Below are 20,359 nucleotides of genomic sequence, written 5' to 3' on the forward strand. Positions count from 1 at the left end.
CCTGTCATCTGACACTTGACACATAAATTCATAGGGCAAAAAGCCTATGTCGTATTTCAGATGGGGCACTATACTGCCAGCCCGCTTTGGAGACGTTGCGGCGGCTGTTAAGTGTGGCTGCGATCGGCTGGGAATGCGGAGGGGGTCGTCTAACGGGTGTGCGTGCACGGCTCCGGGGCGGGCCGTGCACGTTGATCCTGGGTGCTAACGCACGATCTTGTCGGCGCCATAGAGCGTCATGAGTGGATGCTTCGCAATGGCGTGGAACTCGTAGGTGCCGGGCGCAAGGCCACGCACCTCGATGGTGAAGGCGCCCTTTGCGGTGACGGTCTTCAACTCCGTCGCCTTGAACTCGGTGGAACGCGCGTGAACGTCTTCGCCGGCGATGGGGCGGTACTCGAAGCCGGCTTCGAGCGACTTCGCGTCGCCCATGTCGACCAGTGTGCCGTTGAAGGTGACGATGCCGTTGACGCTGTGGGCGCGATCCGTGACGACGCGCGGCGGGACGAGGGAAGGCTTCACGTCGGTCAGCTTGACGACCAGAGGGTTGGGCCAGCGGCTGTTGTCCTGCAGGCGCTGCGCGCGATTGACGCGGATGTGCAGACCATCCTCCATCTGCGTGAAGGTGCTCTTGGGGATGACCTTCGAATACTCGATGGTCTTATCATCCTGGCCGAGGACGCTGATGGTCGTGCCTGGCGTGGCGTGCACGGAGTGCAGCACGAACTCCTTCCATGTGCCCTTCTGCCAGATCTCGGGGGAGTCGACGATGGCATAGAGAGGGCCGTTGTTCTTCTTCTGGGTGAACCAGATGTTCTTCTCGTTCATGACCACCCAGGGACGCACGCCGTAGATGCACTCGGAGTTGACGAACATCCACAGGCCCATCTCGCGGAGGCGGTTTTCCTGCTCGATCGCGAGTTGCCCGTTGGGCATAGGCCCTATGTTGAGCAGCATGTTGCCGCCCTTGGCGCGGGTCTGGTAAAGCAGGCGGATGAGGTCGCCGCCGGACTTGTAGACCTCGTTGTCTGGCTGGTACTGCCAGGCGGTGCCCATGGTCATGCTGGTCTCCCATGGGTCGACCAGGACGCTTGAGGGCACGGTGAGCTCGGGCGTTTCGAGCACGCCGCGGGTGATGACGATATTGGGGTTCAGGTCCCAGGCGGTCTCGCGCAGGTCGTCGGCTTCGCCGTCGAAGTAGGCGAGATCGATGGGCCCGTACTGCGTGAGGAGCTCGGTGAGCTGGGCCTTGTCGTAGGCGAGAAGGCCGGGGTTGTGGCTGGGCTGCACTTCAGGCGTAAGGCGCTGGATGGGGATGTTGTGCTGGTGCAGCCACCAGAAGTCGTCGGGCGAGAAGTAGACGCCGGCGGCGATACCCTGTGCGCGGAAGGCGTCGTAGACCTCGCGGGTGATGTCGCGCTTGAAGGGTGTGTTCTCGATGCTGAAGGGCGTCGTCTTGGTGTGGTACATGGTGAAGCCGGAGTGATGCTTGGTGGTGAACATCACATAGCGGACGCCTGCGATCTTCGCGAGGCGCGACCACTCGCCGGGATCGAAGCGGGTGGGATCGAAGGTCTTGGGCAGATCGTTGAAGAAGCGGTTGGTGTAGTCCTCGGACGCACCGACGAGCGAGTGGCTGATGACGACGCCGAGCTGGCTGTCGACGCCCCAGTGGATGAACATGCCGAAGCCCTGATCGCGATACCACTCCATGCGGTCGGGCTTGTTGCGCGAACCCTTGAGGCCCTTCTGCGGTCCCACCTGGGCATTCATCGGGCAGACGCTGGCGAACATCGCGAGGCAGAGGAGAAGGAGCGGAAGTCTACGGGAGGCTTTGGGCATGGTCGTCTTCATGGGTCGTCTCGAATCGTGTATGGAGGCTTTGTGTTCGATGGTAGCGAGGGGCCGCGGGAAAAGGGAGAGAGCCCCCGGGCATGGGTAGGGCGGATGTCTTATGCATTGCGGGCGGAAGCGATTTTTCATGGATACTAACACCATCTCGAGGAACGACCGGTGGCAGGAAAGAGGAGCAGATGCGGATGAAGCGGACAGTGAAGGCGGCGGCAGTTCTTGTCGTGGCAGCAGCCGGTATGTTTTCGCAGAGGGCCTTGGCCGAGGTGGCGCCCTGCACCGATATCCCCCATGCCGATCATCCGAAGGCGACGATCACCAATGGCGAGGTCAAGGCCGTCGTGTTCCTGCCGGATGCGGTGAATGGCTACTATCGCGGTCCGCGCTTCGACTGGTCGGGCGTGGTGGCGTGCGCGACGTATCACGGGCATACGTACTTCGGAGAGTGGTTTCGCAAGTACGATCCGCTGATCAACGATGCGATTACGGGGCCCGCCGAGGAGTTTCGCTCGGGCGACACGGAGCCTCTTTACGATCAGGCTCCGGTCGGAGGTTTGTTTGTGAAGCCCGGCGTGGGTGTGTTGCGCAAGACGGCCGATGCTCCGTACAAGTTTGGTTTCAGCTATCCCATTGTCGATACGGGCGAGTGGACCGTGAAGGTGAAGGGGCGCTCCATCACGTTTCGCCAGGACCTCAAAGGCCCCGGCGGGATTGCGTATCGCTACGAGAAAGAGCTTGTGCTCGACAAGCACGGCTCAGTGATGACGCTGAAGCACAGCATGAAGAACATCGGGACGACGGCGATCGATACAAGCGTGTATGACCATGGATTCTTCATGCTCGACGGCAAGCCGACGGGCGTGGGGCATGCGGTACACTTCGGCTTCAAGCTGCAGCCGGAGGCTCCGATGGGCGAGTGGGCCACGGTTGGCGACAACGACATCGTCTTCACGAAAGACCTGCCGGCGCGGGGTGGCGTGCAGGGGTATCTCAAGGGCTTCTCGGACAAGGTCTCGGACTACGACTTTACCGTCGAAGACCGCACCACCAAGGTGGGGGTGCAGGAGACATCGACCCTACCGCTTGAGAAGGTCTACTTCTGGTCGATCAAGAGCACGATCTGCCCGGAGGGTTATGTGCACCTGCACATTGAGCCGGGCCAGACGAGCAGGTGGGAGTTTCGCTTCCGCTTCTTCGGACCTGCGGCTGCTGCCGCGGCTGCCATGTAAAGCGAGCGATGCTGGCGGTCGAGGTGCGGCACGATCTTCTTGGCCCATCGTTTTCCTTGTAAAAATATCATTTCACCCTTGACAGCTTCCGTTGCGGACCACTACAAACGTGCACGACTCGTTTCGAGTACAAAGGTGGATCCGACCATGAGCTCTTCCTTCATCAGCCGTCGCAGCATGCTGCTTGGCACCGGCGCGGCCGTTGCCTCCCTTGGTGTCAGTTCCGATGCGTTCGCGCAGGCAGCGCCGCCGGCCCAGACTGCGGGGGAGCGCGATGCGTTTCCGGTTCCGCCGACGCCCGACCAGATACGCCGCATGGCCTGGTGGCACGAGGCCAAGTTCGGCATGTTCATCCACTTCGGGCTCTACAGCCAGCATGCACGGCATGAGTGGGCGATGGAGCAGGAGGCGATTCCGATCCAGGAGTACATGCCGCTGGCGCAGGAGTTCAAGCCGACGCCGGGTGCTGCGCGCGCGTGGGCGAGGCTCGCCAAGGCCGCCGGCATGAAGTACATGGTGCTGACCACCAAGCACCATGAGGGGTTCTGCAACTTCGATTCAAAGCTCACCGACTATTGCGCCACCAAGCAGGGACCGAAGCACGATATCGTGCGCGAGTATGTGGATGCGGCGCGGGCCGAGGGGCTGCATGTGGGCTTCTACTATTCGCTGATGGACTGGCACCATCCGGATGGTGCGAAGTGCGCGACCGACGAGGCAGCACGCAAGCGTTTCGTCGCGTATACGCATGGGCTCATCCGCGAGATTCTGACCAACTATGGGAAGATCGATGTGCTGTGGTACGACGTCTCGTGGCCCCTGGATGCGAAGGGATGGGAGTCGGAGAAGATGAACAAGATGGTCTTCGAACTGCAGCCGGACATCATTGTCAACAATCGCAATCATCTGCAGGGCGACTTCTCGACACCCGAGCAGAAGATTGTGGCCGAGACCAACGGGCGCGCATGGGAGAGCTGTATGACGCTGAACGATAGCTGGGGCTATCAGCGTGCCGACGACGATTGGAAGAGCGCGAAGACGATCGTGCGCAATCTCATCACGTGCGCTCGCGACGGCGGCAACTACCTGCTTAACATCGGGCCCAGGCCGGATGGATCGATTCCCGAAGAGACGGTACGGGTGTTGACGGAGGTGGGCGCGTGGATGGAGACCAATGGCGATACCATTCGCAAGTCGGAGATCTGCCAGCCACGCCGTTCGAACTACGCGAGTTTCACGCGCACGGGCAATACGCTGTACATGCATGTTTACTACTGGCCGGGCACGGATGTCGCGATCTCAGGCCTGCAGACGACGGTGAAGTCGGCACGCATTTTGAAGACGAACGCTGCGGTGACGGTGAGCCAGGATCCGTATCGCGTCCATCTGACGGGGCTGCCGATCGACGCACCGGACGCGCCTGTGACGACCATCGTGCTGGAGTGCGAGAGCGAGCCCAAACAGGATACGAACTTCGTGCGGATCAACAAGCCGCGCGCCGGAGTGTAAAGCAGTCTCGCCCTCACGGTGGCGGCTACTCTTTGGCCGCCACCGTCTTTTTGTGCGCAGCCACTTTCTTCGCGGCGAGCGGTGCTCCCATCGCCTCGGAGATCTCGCGGCTGGCCTCGCGGAGCGCGGTGACGATTTCGGTGAGGCTGATGTTGTCTTCGAGCCGCTTGACGAACGGCACGGTGAGTCCGGCGATCGCCTGCCCCTGCACGTTCAGGATGGGAAAGCTCATGTTCACCACGCCTGCCACCTCGTAGCTGGCACGACGCTCATAGCCGCGCGCGACGATCTTCGCGAGGTGCTCGTCGAGGTCCGCCGGCTTGCGTTTTTTGGTCTCGATCTTCCACTCTTCGATGGCGCGTTCGCGTGCGTCTTCGCTTTGGTGCGCGAGGATGACGTGTCCGGTGGCCGCGTGCATGAGGTCGACCTTGGAGCCGACCTTGACGTAGAAGCCGGTCGATTCCGGCGAGTCCACCTGCGCGAGGATGACGACGTGGCCCCCATCGAGGATGCCGAGGTGGCAGGACTGCCGCAGCCGGTGCGCGAGTGCGTGCATCGTCGGCAGGGCCTCGGTGACGAGACGCTTGGTCGGCGGATGCTCCTGGGCCAGACGGAAGAGGCGGAGCGTGAGGTGATAGCGGTCCTTGTTTGGAGACTGGGCGAGATAGCCGCGTTGTTCCAGGCAGAGGATCATGCGGAAGATCTCGGAGACGGTGCGGTCGAGCTTGCGGGCGGCCTCCGACACCGAGAAGCCCTCGGGGGTGCTGGCAAAGAGCTCAAGGATATCGAGCCCTTTTTCAAGGGCGGGGGTGGGGTAGTAGCGCTTTGTTGGCGATTTCGGCATGGTGGTTTTTGCCGGTGAAAAACCCGGATGACCAAAACTACCAGAAGTTCGGTGCCCATATCCGATGTGGCAGGGGGCAAATTGGCATACCGGGTTCAGAGGTCGGGCCAAAATGGAATTCCGGTGTGCTCACAAGGCAAACAAACTGGATACAAAGGGTGCAAGGCGGATAAGGACAGGCAAACGCGAGTGCCCGCCGGAAAAGCAGAATCCCCGCGACCAGGGCGGGGATTGCTTCGAAGCTTGAACTTTATGGCGGAGAGGGGGAGATTCGAACTCCCGGTACCCGTAAAGGTACGTCTGATTTCGAGTCAGGTGCATTCAACCGGGCTCTGCCACCTCTCCGTTTCATCAGTTTATCGCGATTTTGCCATTTCGTCAGCATGCTCCGTCCATCTTGCGAACGTCGTACCCTGAAGAGGTGCTGGAACCTGCCTGGAACCCGGATCTGACCGCGTGGTTGACCGCAGCCGCAGCCGCGTCGGGCTTCGACGCGTCGGGCGTCGCACCGGCCGAATCGCCCGAAAACGCCGAGCGTTTCGCCGCGTGGATCGACCAGGGACGCGCCGGAGAGATGGACTGGCTGAAGCGCCGGGACGAGCAGGGGACGCTGGTGCGCTCGTCCGTCCGGGTGGCGATCCCGTGGGCGCGGTCGGTCGTCGTCTGCGCCATGAACTACAACGCGGCGGCTCCACGCTCGATTGACCCTGCCGATGCGGATCAAGGATGGATTGCGCGGTATGCGTGGTCCGGCTCGGAGGGGAAGCCGGTCGACTATCACGACGATCTGCTGGCCCGGTTGCGGACCATCGAGGCTGGATTGCAGGAGAAGGCCCCCTGCCAGACCCGCTGTTATGTCGATACCGGCCCGCTGGTCGAGCGAAACGCCGCGGTGCAGGCCGGGATCGGGTGGGTGGGGAAGAATACCTGCGTTATCCGACAGGGAATCGGCTCCTGGATGTTGGTGGGCGTGATCCTTACATCGCTCCCTCTGGAAGAGACGCCCGCACTGGTTGCAGACCGCTGCGGATCCTGCACGCGCTGCCTTGACGCCTGCCCGACGCATGCTCTGGTCGCGCCCCGCGAGATGGATGCGTCCCTATGCATCGCGTACCTCACGATTGAGAAGAAGGGGAGCATCCCTGAAACGCTGCGTGAGGCCATCGGCCGCCAGCTCTTCGGCTGCGACATCTGCCAGGATGTCTGCCCCTGGAACCGTAAGGCTCCGATCGCGGCGAAGTCCGGACTCGAAACCCGTTCGGAGCTGGTGAACCCTGCGCTCGACTGGCTGGCTTCGCTCGACTCCGCCGGGTTTCGCCGTCTCTTCCGGGGATCGCCTCTGGAGCGGACCGGAAAAAAGCGGCTGCATCGCAACGTGGCCATCGCGATGGGGAACTCCGGCGACGCGCGCTTCGTTCCGCAGCTTGATATATGGTCGAAGGCGGAAGACCCGGTGCTGGCCGAGACCGCCGCCTGGGCGCTTGGACGCCTCCGAACCTCGTAAGCCTCTGCTAGCATTTGGAGAACAATGCCCACGAGCCCCAGCGACCCCCCGTACAGCATCGCCTCCGGACCCCAGCCCTCGTCGGGCGCGGCGGACGCTTCGCTCGCGGGAACGGCGGTTCCGGCTGAGGCTCCGGGGACCGGATCGCAGGCCCTGGCGCTGCTGAAATATCTGGGCAAGACCGAAGTCCATACCTACGCCTTTTCGGTGGCTGCCAACACGATTCTGTCCCTGTTTCCTTTTATCGTCCTCCTGCTGACGATCTCGCAGCGCGTCTTCCACTCCGACAAGATGACCGCGATGGTCGGGGAGATGATGCAGAACTTCCTGCCGGCCGGTGGCGACTTCGTGATGCGCAACATGGTCCTGCTCGCGCACCCGCACAAAGGCGTGCAGATCTTCTCGGTCTTCATGCTGCTGGTGACCTCGACCGGCGTCTTCCTCCCGTTGGAGGTCGCGCTGAACGATGTCTGGGGCGTGAAGGTGAACCGCAACTACCTGCACAACCAGGCCGTCTCGCTGGGCCTCGCGGCGGCTGTGGGAGCGCTGGCCATCACGTCGGTCGCGCTCACCGCCGGACAGCGCCAGATCATGACGTGGCTCTTCTTCGGCCATACGGACAACATGTTCTTCAACTTCCTCGGCTTTATCGTGCTGAAGTTCTTCGCGGTCCTCGCCGGGATTCTGCTCTTTTTCCTGATCTATTGGATCCTCCCCTTCCGCAAGGTGCCCGCGGGCGCCGTGCTGCCGACTGCGATCGTCATCGGCATCGTCTGGGAGATCGCCAAATACTGCTACATCCTCGCGTTGCCGTGGTTGGACTTCAAGGCCGTCTACGGTCCCTTCTATATCTCGGTGAGCCTGATGATGTGGGCCTTCCTCTCGGGCCTTATCCTGCTGGCCGGGGCGCACTTCTCCGCGACCCGTTACATCGCCTCCGATCTTCACCGGCGGGCCGAGCTGGAGGCATAGACGGTGCTTGATGTTGTGCGCAAATACGCCTCCGAACGGCTGAAGCAGCGGCCCCGCAAGGGCCTGAGCCGCTTCGCCTTCTGGCTGGTTGCGTGGCTGCTCGCGCTGACGGCTCTGCGTCTGATCCCCGGTGTTTTAGGCGGTCTTGCCGCCGGGCTGCAGATTATGGTGCTCGTCATCCTCGCGATGGTGTGCATTCCGCTGGGATGGACCTTCATCCGCACCCGGCTGCTGTGGAGTCTGCGCAACAAGCTCATCTTCACCTATGTGTTAATCGGCGCGGCACCGGTGGTGCTGATTGCGACCCTGGTACTGGTTTCGGCTTACGTCGCCGCCGGCCAGTTCGCGATCCACCTGATCGATACCCGCGTCCAGACCGAGCTGAACCAGATGTCCGCGGAGAACGAGAACCGGCTGGTGCAGCTCGCAAAGATCGTGGACGGCCATCCCACCCGCGAGGCGATGTCCGTCGACATGCCGCGCGAGGAGCGCAGCCTCATGATGGACGCACGGCGTGCCCGCCTGCATCACGAGACGACCTGTTTCCTCGAGGGCACCCCGGTCTTCCACGCCATGGCGAAGAAGCATGTGCCGCTTGGCCTGCCCGCCTGGGCGACTCAGCTTCCCGGTGGCAGCTTCCGGAACATCGTTGCCGACAATGGCGAACTCTACCTCGTTGCCGTCCAGCAGCAGGTCCTCAACGATGGCCGCAAGTTCTCCGTCGTCGACAGCGTTCCACTCGATAGCGCGGTGGTGGACATGCTCGCCGAAGGGCTTGGCATCGTGAAGGTGCATCCCGACACCACCAGCGAGACGATCGCCGATCCCGCTGAGGCCGAGCGCCACCGCCTGGCCGCGCGCCGCGCTGGGATCACCACCTCGGAGATTCGAGGCGGCAGATCCCACCAGGGGGTCAACGTAGCCGACATCCCCGTCAACTTTCCGTCCACCCTTCCCATCGTCGACTGGGCGCAGGGCAAGGCCGATAACGTCGCGGTCACCGTCGATTCACTGCCATCCATCCTCTATCAGCAGCTCTTTGCCGCCTCGCTTTCGAGCGGCATCATGGACTTCATCCGCATCTCGCTCACCATCCTCTTCCTGCTCTTCGGCGGCATCGAACTCCTCGCCTTCATCATGGCGATCCGGATCTCCCGGACGATGACCTCCTCGATCGCCGACCTCTACGAGGCCACCCAGCGGGTCGACCGCGGCGATCTCGACTACCGCATCGCCGTCACCCGCACCGACCAGCTCGCCGAACTCAGCCGGTCCTTCAACGTCATGATTGGATCGCTGCGCCGCCTGCTCGTAGAACAGAAGGAGAAGGAGCGGCTGCAGAGCGAACTCTCCATCGCCCAGGAGGTCCAGGCCAACCTCTTCCCGCACTCCGCCGTCGACCTGCCCACGCTGGAGCTTCACGGCGTCTGCCGACCCGCGCGTTCGGTCTCCGGCGACTATTATGACTTTCTCGTCTTTCAGGAAGACATTGCGGACGCCAACGGAGGCCGTCTGACGCGTCGCGCTGCCGGGGTTGGGATCGCGCTGGGGGATATCAGCGGCAAGGGCATCTCGGCTGCGCTGCTCATGGCGACGCTGCACTCCGCCGTCCGCGCCTACCAGTTTGCCTCCGAGGAGTTGCACTACGCCGCATCCACACTCGAGGGCCTCATGGCCTCGAAGCAGGGTGTGGCGGACGCGGGAGGATGGTTTCAGTCGCCCAGCCGCATCATGTCGCTGCTCAACCGCCACCTCTTCCGCTCCACCCAGCCGGAGAAGTACGCGACGCTGTTCCTCGCCCACTACGATTCGGCCACCTCGGTGCTGACGTACTCGAACGCCGGCCAGTTGCCGCCTTTCGTCCTTGGTCGCGATGGCAGCGTCCGTCGCCTGGAGGAGGGGGGCACGGTCGTCGGCCTTATGGACGGCATGCACTACGACGAAGGCCGCGTCGTCATGGCTCCAGGGGATATCTTCATCGGCTACTCCGACGGTGTGACCGAGCCGGAGAATGATTTTGGGGACTTCGGCGAAGAGCGGCTGATCGAGGTCGTCGCCCGCTACCGCGATGAGCCGCTGCACATCATCTCGGCGCAGGTGATGCTGGCGCTCGATGCCTGGATCGGTGCGGAAGAGCAGCCGGACGACATCACGCTGGTGCTGGCCCGCCAGCTTTAGGAGCGCCTATGCCGGCGGAGGTCGTTTTCCGCTTCGCGCGTGGCGGACCCGCCCTTCAGAACAAACATTTACACTAAAAGTATCGTGGAATCTACCAAAGACACCGCCCAGCACCGCATCCCGCCACTCGCGATCCTCGGTTTCCTCGCGACCATCGCCGTTCTTGCCTATGCCACCTTCGTCGCGCTCCTCCGCACCCCTACCGAGGCGACGATGGGGGACATCCAGCGCATCTTCTACTACCACGTGCCGCACGCGATCATCGCGGAGATCTTTCCCTACGTGAATCTCGTGGCCTCGGCTGTGTACCTGTTCTACCGGACGAAGAACCCGGCTCGCGCGCTTGTGGCCGACGCCTATGCGCTCGCCGCGGCGGAGCTGACCGTGCTCTTCTGCTCGATCGGCCTCATCACCGGCATGATGTGGGCGCGCCCCGTGTGGGGCATCTGGTGGACATGGGATGCACGTCTCACGTCTTTCTTCCTGCTCTGGATCCTGTACGTCAGCTATCTTGTGCTGCGCAAGTTTTCGTCTACCGGACAGACCCAGAGCCTCGCGGCGATCCTCTCCATCTTCGCCGCCGTCGATGTGCCGATCGTCTTCATGTCCATCCGCTGGTGGCGCACGCAGCACCCTGCACCGGTCTTCGGTGGCGACGGCGATCTCGACCCGTCGTTCTACCCCGCGTTCATCTGGTGCTCGATTGGCTGGTGCCTGTGGGCTGCCTTTGTCTTCGTCGTCCGCTACAAGCTGGAGCGCCGCCGTCAACTCAACGAACAGGCCGCGGCCTTCGCCACACTCGACGCTTAATCAGGAGGCATCATGCGCATTCCATTCGAAACCATGCAGGACCGCTTCCTCGTCTACGTCTACGTTGGCGTCTGGGTCATTCAGTTGGCCTATCTCGGACGAATCACCTGGCAATGGTTCCATACGCCCAAGCCGGTATCGGAGAAGTAAGCTCCTTAAATGAAAAAAGCAACGGAGTGATCGATGTTCTAACCAACTCCGTTGTCCGAGGAGGACTTACCGTTAATGGTGTCGTCTGCCAATGACAGACCACGCTCATGTCACCCTAGACCCCCACCACTCGGCGGAAGTTGCGCGCTTTAACTCTTTTTTTATGGATTTTTTTCAGAACTTGCGACGCGCACCTCACACCGCTAGACTCGCAGCAGTGTCTAAACTCACCTCATCCTGTGCTGTTCCCTTGTACGGCGCGTCCGCCGCCTTTTTGTTGCTTGCACTTACGCTGACCGGGTGCCGCAATGTCGGGTTTCCGGATACGCCGGCCGGCTATCGCGAGTACGCTTACGTCGCCAACAGCGGCGCGAACACGGTGTCTGTGCTCGATCTCGTGTATCTTCGCACCGATCGCACCCTGCAGGTGGGCAGCCAGCCGACGGCCCTTGCCGTCAACCCCGAGCGCAATGAGGTCTATGTCGTGAACACGACATCCGGAACCGTCTCGGTGATCGATGCAGCGGCCAACCGCGTGGCCTTTACGCTTCCCGTGCATCGCCAGCCCACGGCGATCGCCGTGGACTCCACCGGCCATCGCGCATACGTAACCAATTCAGGATCAAATTCCATCTCGGTCCTCGATCTCGATCTGCGCCGCGAGATTGCCGAGCTTCCCACGCCGGCTCAGCCCGGCTCGATCGCGCTTGCGCCCGACGGCCGTTCGCTGGTCGTCACGCATGCCTCTTCCGGAACCGTCAGCGTGTTCCATGCCATGCCGTTCGTTCCGCCTACGCTCACGGCGCCTGTTTACAAGCCCTTCGAGGCTCTCCGCGGCATCTTCAGCGGCTGCCCGGGAGCCAGCACCCCGGTCATCCTGCCCGATTCTTCCAAGGCCTTCGTGGCATGTTCCAGCGCGCATCATGTGATGGCGTTGAACCTCGCCGCGGCCCCCGGCACCTGGAGCGCGAAGCAGAATCCCAGCCTCATGAGTGACTTCGTCCTCACGCTGCTCGACGTCGGCAAGAGCCCCAACCACATCGCACTGAAGCCCGATGGCGGCGAGGTCTTCGTCTCCAACCTCGACTCCGACTCCGTCTCCGAGATCGATACGCAGTCGAACCAGGTGGGCGGCACCTACATGATCGGCACACGGCCCACGCACGGCATCGTCAGCCGCGATAACTCCACGCTCTATGTCTCGAACTCCGGTGCCGACTCCATCGGACTGTACTCCATCGACGATGGCAAGCTCATCTCGAGCCTCCACACCGGTTCGTCGCCCGAGGCCATGGCCTTCTCCGCCGACGAGCATCTTCTGCTCGTCCTGGATGGCCGCTCCGGAGACGTCTCCGTCATCCGCACCCAAAGCAAGCTCGGCCCCAACCTCTTTACGCTGCTGCCTGCCGGAGCTCTGCCCACTGCGATCGTCACGAAGGTCATCGGTACCCGCGCTTCGGCTCACTAGTCGCGTCACGTGCGGCTGAGCCTACGAAAAGCAAGACATCGCAGCGATTGAACACGGGATAAGAACAAGCAACCGCTTGTTCTTATCCCGTTTCTCTTTCCTTCGATTCCCGGTTGCGCCATGTCCTGCACGCGCGCTCTTTAGTGGACGGCTTCGCCGGCTGGAGCACCCTGTCCTGGCTTGTTCTTGCTCAGCAGGAAGGCACAGCAGACCATCGCGCAGGACATCCAGCAAAGCATCCGGTAGATGTCCTGGTAGCCCATCGCCGAGGCTTGCTGGTTCAGTTGCTGATACACCGTCGCCTGCGCCATCGTCGTGCCACCCGCGCCCCCACCGAACATCGTGCTTAGCGACCCAATCGTTCCGGCATACGCCTTGCTTCCGTTCTGCATGCTCTCCGCCAAACGCTCCTGGTGGAAGAGCGAACGATTCGTCACCAAGGCTCCGGTGACAGCGATGAAGATGCTGCCGCCGACGTTCCTCACGAAGTTGATCAAGCCCGAAACCTGGTTGGACGCCTCTTTCGGCAGTCCAACGTATGCCGCATTTGTGATGGCGATAAAGCAGAAGGGAATCGGAATCATCTGGATCACGCGCAGGAACGAAGCCTCACCGAAGCTCATATCGAGCGTGATGTGCGTCGACACGTAGTAGTAGGCGATCGCGAAGAACGTGAAGCCCAGCGCGGCCAGATTCCTCGCGGCAAACTTGCCCGTCGCAATACCCGCCATCGGCATCACGATCACCAGCGCAATTCCTCCCGCCGTAAGCGCCATGCCGGCATTGGTCGCGGTGTAGCCCAGCAACTGCTGTAGGAACTGCGGCTGCAGCACGGTCGCCGCGTTCAGCACGCCGCCCACCAGCATCATCAGCAGGCAGCAAATCGCGAAGTTCTTGAACTTGAACAGTTTCAGGTTCATGATCGGATTTTTGTGCTTCCACTCCCACCAGATCAGCCCCACGATGCCGACGACGAACATGGCTGCGAAGAAGCAGATGAAGCGTGACTGGAACCAGTCGTTCTCTTCGCCCTTGTCGAGCGCGATCTGCAAACCGCCCATTGCCATGGTCAGCAGAGCCAGCCCGATGTAGTCCAACTTGAAGAAGTTCTTGCGGTCGGCCTTGATCCACGGCGGATCCTGCACCAGCCGGCTCGTCAGCACGAACGCCAGGATACCCACCGGAATGTTGATGTAGAAGATCCAGCGCCAGGAGTAGTTGTCGGTGATCCATCCACCGATGGTCGGCCCGACGGAGGGGGCCAGCACGGCCACAAGCCCATACAGCGCAAAGGCCTGCCCGCGCTTCTTCTCTTCGAAGCTGTCGGCCATGATGGCCTGTGCCATCGGCTGTAGACCGCCGCCGCCGATGCCCTGGAACACGCGGCAGATCAGCAGAATCGGCAGTGACGGCGCGATGCCGCACAGGAAGCTTGAAATCGTAAAGATGACGATGCACATCATGAAGAAGTTGCGGCGGCCAAGCACCGAAGATGCCCATCCGCCCACCGGCAAAATGATGGCGTTGGCAACGAGGTAGCTGGTCAGCACCCACGTTCCCTGGTCCGTACTCGCGCCCAGATTACCCGCGATGTGCGGCAGTGCGACATTGGCGATTGAGGTGTCGAGCACCTCCATGAACGCAGCCAGCGCCACGGTCGCGGCAATCAGCCAGGGATTGGCCTGTGGTTTCCAGTCTTGGTGTGCTGCGTCCGCGGCCAATCGTTATCTCCCATGCCTGTGGAATCGATCCCTGATCCATGCAGAAACTACAGTGTATGGATGATCTTCGAGCGCCGATGGATGCTACTTACTCCGCATTCACCACGGTCTCGAACAGTAAAAGGCACAGAATCGTGAAGATAATGTCGTATCCGCCCAACATCCGGATCCAGAGCAGGGGATTGAAGCCCTCGTCGCCGGTCATGACACCCGCGCTCGCGTTGATCATACCCAGCAGCGCCGGCAGCGAAATAGGGAAGAGAATCAACGGAAGCAGCAGCTCCCTGTTCCTCGTTCGCAGCCCGAGCGCCGCGAAAAATGTGCCGTTGCAGAGCAAAGCCCACGTTCCCAGTGGAAGAATCAGCGCAAACAGCCTCACGTCGCCCAGCGGATGCAGGTTGTAGAAGATGATGAACAGCGGCGCCAGCACCACCTCGATGACGCCCACAAACAGCAGGTTCGCCAGCACCTTGCCCAGAAACAGCGCTGAAGCCGGCGAGGGCGCCATCCTCTGCGCTTCGAGCACCGAGTTCCTCTGCTCGCGTGTCCATGTCTGGTTCAGCGCGGTCGTCGAAGCAAAGAGGATCGCTACCCACAGGATGCCGCCCGAGATCTGTCGTGCCAGCGTCGGATTCGCCGTGGGATCGAAGGCCAGCGAGAACACCACGACCACCAGCAGCGCAAAGAAAAGCATCCCATTGATCGCATCGCGCGATCGCCACTCGATCCGAAGGTCTTTCTGCAGATGCTGCCAGACATGCCGCCAATAACTCATCGCACGACCGCCTTGGTCAGGTCCGCGACCTCGGCCTCCGCCGCCCGCAGGTAGTCCACGGGCGCCAGGATGATCTGCAACCCACGCAATCCTGCCGAGACACTGATCGCGTCATGCAACTCGATCGTCTCGTCCGCATACGCAGGGAAGGCCTTCTTCGCGCCCATCACGGTCACGCCGCCGCGAATGTAGCCCGTCAAAGGCTCGACATCCTTCAGCGACGCCAGCTCGACCTTCTTCACGCCAGCCGCGAGCGCCAGTTTCTTCAAATCCAGTTCATCGTCGCCCGGGATCACCGCAAAGAAATGTTCCCCCGTGGGAGCGACCGTCAGCAGCGTCTTGAACACCTGCTCCACCGGCATCCCGATCTTGCGTGCCACGTTCGGAGCCGAGAGGTCTTCGAGATCGACCTCGTACGGTCTCAGCTCATACGCGATCTTCAGCCCATCGAGGATCCGTGCCGCATTCGTCTTGGCTGGTGCCGCATGCTTCATGCGAGCTGCCCGCCCGCCAGCGTCAGCGTCGTATCCGCGAGCTCGGCTGCGAGTGCTGCCTGGTGCGTCGTTAGCAGAATCGTCCTCTTGCCTCCGCCCGCCACCGGCCACGTTCTGAAGTCCGCTAACAGATCGACCATCTGCTTCGCGCTGCCGACATCGAGGTTCGAGAACGGCTCGTCCAGCAACAGAATCTCGGGGTCCGACTGCAAAACCCGCGCCAGCGAAGTTCTCTGCCGCATACCCTGCGAGTACTGCCCGACGGGTCGCGTCAGGTGCGGATCAAGCCCCACCGCTCGCAGCGCCATCTCCGGATTTCCCACGCACGCACACCCACCGTCGCGATGCAGCCCCGCAAAGTATTGCAGGTTTTCCATTGCGGAAAGCTCGTCGTACAGCATCGGTGCGTGGCTCATGTAGGCCATCTTCTGGCGTTGCGCCTGAGGCGTCTTGCCCATTACCTCGACGGACCCGCGCGTTGGGGCAATCAGCCCCGCAACCAGCCGCAACAGCGTCGATTTCCCCGCGCCGTTCTCACCCAGAAGCATCGTGCAGGATCCCTGCGGAAACGTCACCGAAAGATTCCGCAACACCGCATAGGAGCCAAAAATCTTGGAGCACGAGATCAGAGCCGCAGCCGCCGGTGTAACGTCGGTCTGGGCTTTCTTCATCCCGGAGGCGGCCATCGCGCAGTACGTCGTCGCCTCGCCCATAGATCTCTCTTAGCGAGCCACAGGCAGCGATGCCGCCGTGGTCGTGGGCTTCGCGCCCGGCGTCGCACCCGGTGCCGGCGCATACTTTGAAGCGCACTTGGCCTGAAGCTGCGTGGCGTGGAAGACACCATCGTGCCCGTACATGCCTACCGCCAGTGCTTGCGCATCGTCCTTGAAGGTGTCCGGAGGCGGTTCCATTCCCTGATAGTTCACCGTCAGCACCTTGCCCTGTTCCAGGAGCTGGAAGGTGGCATTGGTCCCGTTGCGGTGAATGCTCCCCGGTGCGACGTTACCCGCCACGCGCAGATGTCGGGTGTACGCCTTGTTCCCCATCGAGTTCAGCTCGCCAATGGTCACGTAGTACTGCTTCGTGTCCTGCACTCCGGTAAACGTCAGGTATCCGACGGTTGCCAGAATGACCGCTACAGCCGCGATAATCTTTTTGGGTAGTGGAGCCGCATTTGCCATCGTTACCAGTGTAGAGGCCTGCGGCCAGGGGGGTCAACGCGGCAGCAGGACATCCGGCAGGCACTCAAACCCTGGACGGGCAAACAAATATCCCTGCATCAGCCTGACGCCGCATGCCTTCAGCGCCTCGAACTCCTCCACCGTCTCCACCCCTTCGGCCACCAGCTCGCTTCCCAACTCCTCAGCCAGCCGCACCATCGTCTTTAGAATGAGGAGGGCCGTCGGACGGTTGGGCAGATCGCGCGTCAGCTCCATATCCAGCTTGATGATGTCGGTTGGAAAATCCGCCAGCAGGTTCAGACCGCTGTGTCCCGCGCCAAAGTCGTCCAGCGCCACCTTGAAGCCGAGGCGCCGGTACTCCGCGACGATTCCTCGCAGATGCGCCCGGTCCTGGACCTGCTCCGTCTCGGTAATCTCGAAGATCAGCAGATTGCAGGGAAAGCCCACCCGCGTCGAGGTCTCCAGTGTCAGTTGAATGCACGACGACGGGCTATACACCGCCCCCGGCATAAAGTTGATCGATAAAAGCGCACCGGTCGCCGCCAGATTGAGCTTCGCCGCCAGCGAAATCGCCTTCACCCTGCAGTTCTGATCGAACTGGTAGCGATTTTCCTCCGTCACCTGCTGGAGAATCGTGTGCGCTCCCTCGCCCTTCGTTCCGCGGACAAGCGCTTCATAGGCATACACCGTACCGCTGGCGACATCCACGATCGGCTGAAAAGCCATGCTGAAATCGAAGGGGGCCTGCACTCCATCCTTGCACGCCCCGCATCGTGGCTGGTTCGGCGGTTGCCCCATCACCATCATGCTTCCCTCTCACAGCAAGTTGTTTGCGACGTCAACCCAGGTTCATCCACAATCATCCTAGCCGCTTAACGTTGGATAGGAAAATCTTCCTCAAGCGTGAAAGCACCATGGGTAGGCTGATTGCAATCGGCCTACCCATAGTGCTGTGGGGTCGAAAAACGGTCTAGCGGTACGCCGGTACCGCCACGTCCGCCTCGCGGTTCACGCGCGTCGAAAGCGCCGTCAGCAGGCGATCCGCCTTGATCTCGTCGGCTTCAATGGACTCCAGAATCGAGACATCGTTCGAAAGGCCAAGAAGCCTCGCCCAGGCCTTGAGCGTGCCGTACACCGCAATCTCGTGGTGTTCCACCTCCTGCGCGCCTGCAATCAGCGCAATGTCCAGCACGGAGGGATCGGTGACGTCGGTGATGGTGTCGGCTGCGCTCGTCGCCAGGGCGTCGATCACCTTGCAGGTGCTCGTCTTTACCTCACCCGTGTTGCGTTCCAACAGGCCCTGCACCTTGCTGACGTGGATCTTGGTCTCTTCAAGGTGGTTCTGCAGCGCCACCGACAGGTCGATGTCGCTTGCATGCTCCACCATCTTCGGCAGAGCCTTGACGATCTTGCGTTCCATATCCAGCGCTTTTTCAAGATGCGTCGTGTAAAGCGTGCGAAAGTCTTCGATGTTCGCAGAGAAAATCTTCATAGGAATCTCCTGACAATCCTGGTCCGGTCTGGGGTTGTTCGTTCGGTTGTGCGGTTAGCGTCACCGTGCGGCGCTCGGTTCGAGCAAGCGCGGCGCCATCGTTCAAGCGCCCCTGAAGCGGAAGCGGCTGCATCTGGCCTGCGTTCTCCGCGTTCTGCATGGTCTGATGCAGGCTCGCTCCGCTGGGTAGCCAGCCCCCGCCGCGCGTATACTCAAGCGATAGAACTTCGTTGACCGAGTCACAAAATCTTGCCAACGAATCGAATGAGCAGGAGGAATAAGGCGCATGAGCGGTACGGAAAACGGACACAACGGCAACGGCCACGCAACGAACGGAAACGGATACAGGGTTCCCACCGGCCGCGCCGAATGGATCGTCAAGCGCAAGGCTGAGGCCGCACGCACCGGCGACACCAACATGAGCCAGATGCACTTCGCTCGCAAAGGCCTCATCACCGAAGAGATGGCCTACATTGCTCTCAAGGAAAAGATCGCCCCCGAGCTCATCCGGTCTGAAGTCGCCAAAGGAACCATGATCATCCCGGCGAACATCAACCACGTCGAGTTAGAGCCCATGGCCATCGGCGTCGAGTCGCTCTGCAAGATCAACGCCAACATCGGCAACTCCGCCCTCGTCTCGAACGTCGACGAAGAGCTCCGCAAGCTGCACACAGCCGTCCACTACGGCGCGGACACCGTCATGGATCTGTCCACCGGCGGCGACATCCCCATGATCCGCGAGGCCATCCTGCGCCACTCACCCGTGCCCATCGGCACCGTGCCGCTGTATGAGGCGCTCTCCCGCGTCAAGAAGGTCGAAGACCTCAACATCGATCTGTACCTCGAGGTCATCGAGGAGCAGGCGCAGCAGGGTGTCGACTACTTCACCATCCACGCCGGCGTCCTCATCGAGTACGTGCCGCTCGTCTCCAAGCGCATCACCGGGATCGTCAGCCGTGGCGGCGCCATCATGGCCCAGTGGATGACCTCGCACCACAAGCAGAACTTCCTCTACGAGCACTTCGACCGCATCACCAAGATCATGGCGAAGTACGACGTCAGCTACTCGCTCGGCGACGGCCTCCGTCCCGGCTCCGTGGCCGACGCCTCCGACGAGGCGCAGTTTGCAGAACTCAAGACCCTCGGCGAGCTCACACGCCACGCCTGGAAGTCCGACGTACAGGTGATGATCGAAGGCCCCGGCCACGTCCCCATGGACAAGATCAAGGAGCAGGTCGACAAGGAAGTTGAGCTCTGCGACGGCGCTCCGTTCTACGTGCTCGGACCCCTCGTCACCGACATCGCCCCCGGCTACGACCACATCACCTCCGCCATTGGCGCGGCGATGATCGGCTGGCACGGCGCGGCCATGCTCTGCTACGTCACACCCAAGGAGCACCTCGGTTTGCCCAACGAGAAGGACGTCAAGGACGGCATCATCGCCTACAAGATCGCCGCTCACGCCGCCGACATCGCGCGCCATCGTCCCGGCGCGCGTGACCGCGACGACGCCATCTCCCACGCCCGCTACACCTTCGATTGGGACAAACAGTTCGCCCTCTCGCTCGATCCCGAAACGGCCCGCGCGATGCACGACGAAACGCTCCCCGACGACTACTACAAGGAAGCGGCCTTCTGCTCCATGTGCGGTCCGAAGTTCTGCTCGATGAACTGGTCCTCGAAGGTCGATAAGTTCAACGAGAGCGAGTACGGCCTCAAGAAGCCCGACCTCACCCAGATCGTCACCGAACAGATGGCGATGCGCAGCTAGTTCTATGTGCTCCTGAATCAGTAACAAGCAAAAGAGGCCGCATCCCCTGGGATGCGGCCTCTTTGTCGATCTAAAGTTAGAGAGCCGGAAACGCCGGGTGCAATCCATGCATCCGCGGCTTGGCTTCCGCAGGCTTTTCCGCGTGCTGTTGCTCATACGCCTCAAGCGATACGGAACTGAAGTTGAAGGCGATTCCGGCAACGCGCTTCAGAAGACGATACGGAGTCGCGCGGCTATAGAACTCTCGAGCCAGTGCCATGGGGTTCAGTTCACTCATGCTTATTCGTTTTCCTCGACTTCGTAACGCATCGTGATGTGTGCGGGAGCCATGACCATCGCCAGAAAAGCTGCATCCGACAGACCGTCGTGAGCATGGGGAGAGCTCCTGCGAGACGGTGAAACCATCTACC

Annotated in this window: 19 protein-coding genes and 1 tRNA gene; 9 read left to right on the top strand and 11 right to left on the bottom strand. The window is 61.6% G+C overall.

Annotated elements, in window-relative coordinates; translation table 11 throughout:
• Positions 1–204: 204 nt before the first annotated feature.
• Positions 205–1,854, bottom strand: a complete 1,650-nt coding sequence (locus tag BM400_RS08860; protein ID WP_175528932.1) for an alpha-L-fucosidase — start codon at positions 1,852–1,854, stop codon at positions 205–207.
• A gap of 185 nt (positions 1,855–2,039) precedes the next feature.
• Between BM400_RS08860 and BM400_RS08865 the strand changes: the two genes are divergently transcribed.
• On the top strand, positions 2,040–3,080 hold the full coding sequence (locus BM400_RS08865; protein ID WP_245781764.1) for a hypothetical protein: 1,041 nt from the start codon (positions 2,040–2,042) through the stop codon (positions 3,078–3,080).
• A gap of 147 nt (positions 3,081–3,227) precedes the next feature.
• Positions 3,228–4,589: an alpha-L-fucosidase gene (locus BM400_RS08870; RefSeq protein ID WP_245781765.1), complete on the top strand. Its 1,362-nt coding sequence runs from the start codon at positions 3,228–3,230 to the stop codon at positions 4,587–4,589.
• Between the two features lie 25 nt (positions 4,590–4,614).
• Here the strand turns inward: BM400_RS08870 and BM400_RS08875 are convergent, their stop codons facing one another.
• Together BM400_RS08875 and BM400_RS08880 are read right to left on the bottom strand one after the other, a co-directional pair.
• Positions 4,615–5,433 (bottom strand): IclR family transcriptional regulator, encoded by an 819-nt coding sequence (locus BM400_RS08875; RefSeq protein ID WP_089838570.1) that lies wholly within the window; start codon positions 5,431–5,433, stop codon positions 4,615–4,617.
• A gap of 253 nt (positions 5,434–5,686) precedes the next feature.
• Positions 5,687–5,778: transfer RNA gene (locus BM400_RS08880), tRNA-Ser, on the bottom strand.
• A gap of 76 nt (positions 5,779–5,854) precedes the next feature.
• On the opposite strand from BM400_RS08880, the gene queG reads away from it, so the two are divergent.
• The 6 genes from queG to BM400_RS08905 all read left to right on the top strand — a co-directional run bounded on the left by queG (position 5,855) and on the right by BM400_RS08905 (position 12,515).
• Positions 5,855–6,937: a tRNA epoxyqueuosine(34) reductase QueG gene (gene queG / locus BM400_RS08885; protein WP_245781766.1), complete on the top strand. Its 1,083-nt coding sequence runs from the start codon at positions 5,855–5,857 to the stop codon at positions 6,935–6,937.
• A gap of 24 nt (positions 6,938–6,961) precedes the next feature.
• Positions 6,962–7,909, top strand: a complete 948-nt coding sequence (locus BM400_RS08890) for a YihY/virulence factor BrkB family protein (RefSeq protein WP_089838573.1) — start codon at positions 6,962–6,964, stop codon at positions 7,907–7,909.
• Between the two features lie 3 nt (positions 7,910–7,912).
• The gene (locus BM400_RS08895) at positions 7,913–10,087 is read left to right on the top strand and encodes a PP2C family protein-serine/threonine phosphatase (protein WP_089838576.1); all 2,175 of its coding nucleotides are present in this window, start codon (positions 7,913–7,915) and stop codon (positions 10,085–10,087) included.
• 84 nt (positions 10,088–10,171) lie between these two features.
• Entirely contained in the window at positions 10,172–10,897 is a 726-nt protein-coding gene (gene ccsA, locus BM400_RS08900) for a cytochrome c biogenesis protein CcsA (protein WP_245781767.1), read from the top strand.
• Between the two features lie 12 nt (positions 10,898–10,909).
• Positions 10,910–11,047 (top strand): hypothetical protein, encoded by a 138-nt coding sequence (locus tag BM400_RS22015; protein ID WP_175528933.1) that lies wholly within the window; start codon positions 10,910–10,912, stop codon positions 11,045–11,047.
• 217 nt (positions 11,048–11,264) lie between these two features.
• A complete protein-coding gene (locus tag BM400_RS08905; protein ID WP_245781768.1) occupies positions 11,265–12,515 on the top strand; it encodes a YncE family protein in 1,251 nt (416 codons plus the stop codon).
• Positions 12,516–12,655: 140 nt separating this feature from the next.
• On the opposite strand, the gene BM400_RS08910 is transcribed toward BM400_RS08905, so the two are convergent.
• From BM400_RS08910 to BM400_RS08940, 7 genes are all read right to left on the bottom strand, one after another.
• Complete coding sequence (locus BM400_RS08910) at positions 12,656–14,236, bottom strand: DHA2 family efflux MFS transporter permease subunit (protein ID WP_245781769.1); 1,581 nt, start codon at positions 14,234–14,236, stop codon at positions 12,656–12,658.
• Between the two features lie 88 nt (positions 14,237–14,324).
• Positions 14,325–15,011: a heme exporter protein CcmB gene (locus BM400_RS08915; protein WP_089838580.1), complete on the bottom strand. Its 687-nt coding sequence runs from the start codon at positions 15,009–15,011 to the stop codon at positions 14,325–14,327.
• Positions 15,008–15,505 carry a Cys-tRNA(Pro) deacylase gene (gene ybaK / locus BM400_RS08920; RefSeq protein WP_089838582.1) on the bottom strand — a complete coding sequence of 166 codons (498 nt, stop codon included), beginning with the start codon at positions 15,503–15,505 and terminating at the stop codon, positions 15,008–15,010. The genes BM400_RS08915 and ybaK overlap by 4 nt, the downstream gene beginning before the upstream one ends.
• A complete protein-coding gene (locus BM400_RS08925; protein WP_245781770.1) occupies positions 15,502–16,218 on the bottom strand; it encodes an ABC transporter ATP-binding protein in 717 nt (238 codons plus the stop codon). The genes ybaK and BM400_RS08925 overlap by 4 nt, the downstream gene beginning before the upstream one ends.
• 9 nt (positions 16,219–16,227) lie before the next feature.
• Positions 16,228–16,686: a cytochrome c maturation protein CcmE gene (locus BM400_RS08930; RefSeq protein ID WP_089838584.1), complete on the bottom strand. Its 459-nt coding sequence runs from the start codon at positions 16,684–16,686 to the stop codon at positions 16,228–16,230.
• A 33-nt stretch (positions 16,687–16,719) separates the two neighbouring features.
• Positions 16,720–17,412 carry an EAL domain-containing protein gene (locus tag BM400_RS08935; protein WP_245781771.1) on the bottom strand — a complete coding sequence of 231 codons (693 nt, stop codon included), beginning with the start codon at positions 17,410–17,412 and terminating at the stop codon, positions 16,720–16,722.
• A 244-nt stretch (positions 17,413–17,656) separates the two neighbouring features.
• Positions 17,657–18,178, bottom strand: coding sequence for a YciE/YciF ferroxidase family protein (locus BM400_RS08940; RefSeq protein WP_089838588.1), 522 nt, complete (start codon positions 18,176–18,178; stop codon positions 17,657–17,659).
• A 286-nt stretch (positions 18,179–18,464) separates the two neighbouring features.
• Here BM400_RS08940 and thiC point away from each other — a divergent pair, with 286 nt between their 5' ends.
• On the top strand, positions 18,465–19,949 hold the full coding sequence (gene thiC / locus BM400_RS08945) for a phosphomethylpyrimidine synthase ThiC (protein ID WP_089838591.1): 1,485 nt from the start codon (positions 18,465–18,467) through the stop codon (positions 19,947–19,949).
• A gap of 76 nt (positions 19,950–20,025) precedes the next feature.
• On the opposite strand, the gene BM400_RS08950 is transcribed toward thiC, so the two are convergent.
• Positions 20,026–20,226: a hypothetical protein gene (locus BM400_RS08950; RefSeq protein ID WP_089838592.1), complete on the bottom strand. Its 201-nt coding sequence runs from the start codon at positions 20,224–20,226 to the stop codon at positions 20,026–20,028.
• Between the last annotated feature and the right edge of the window lie 133 nt (positions 20,227–20,359).

This window comes from Granulicella pectinivorans (genome assembly GCF_900114625.1).
GTDB classification, from domain to species: Bacteria; Acidobacteriota; Terriglobia; order Terriglobales; family Acidobacteriaceae; genus Edaphobacter; species Edaphobacter pectinivorans.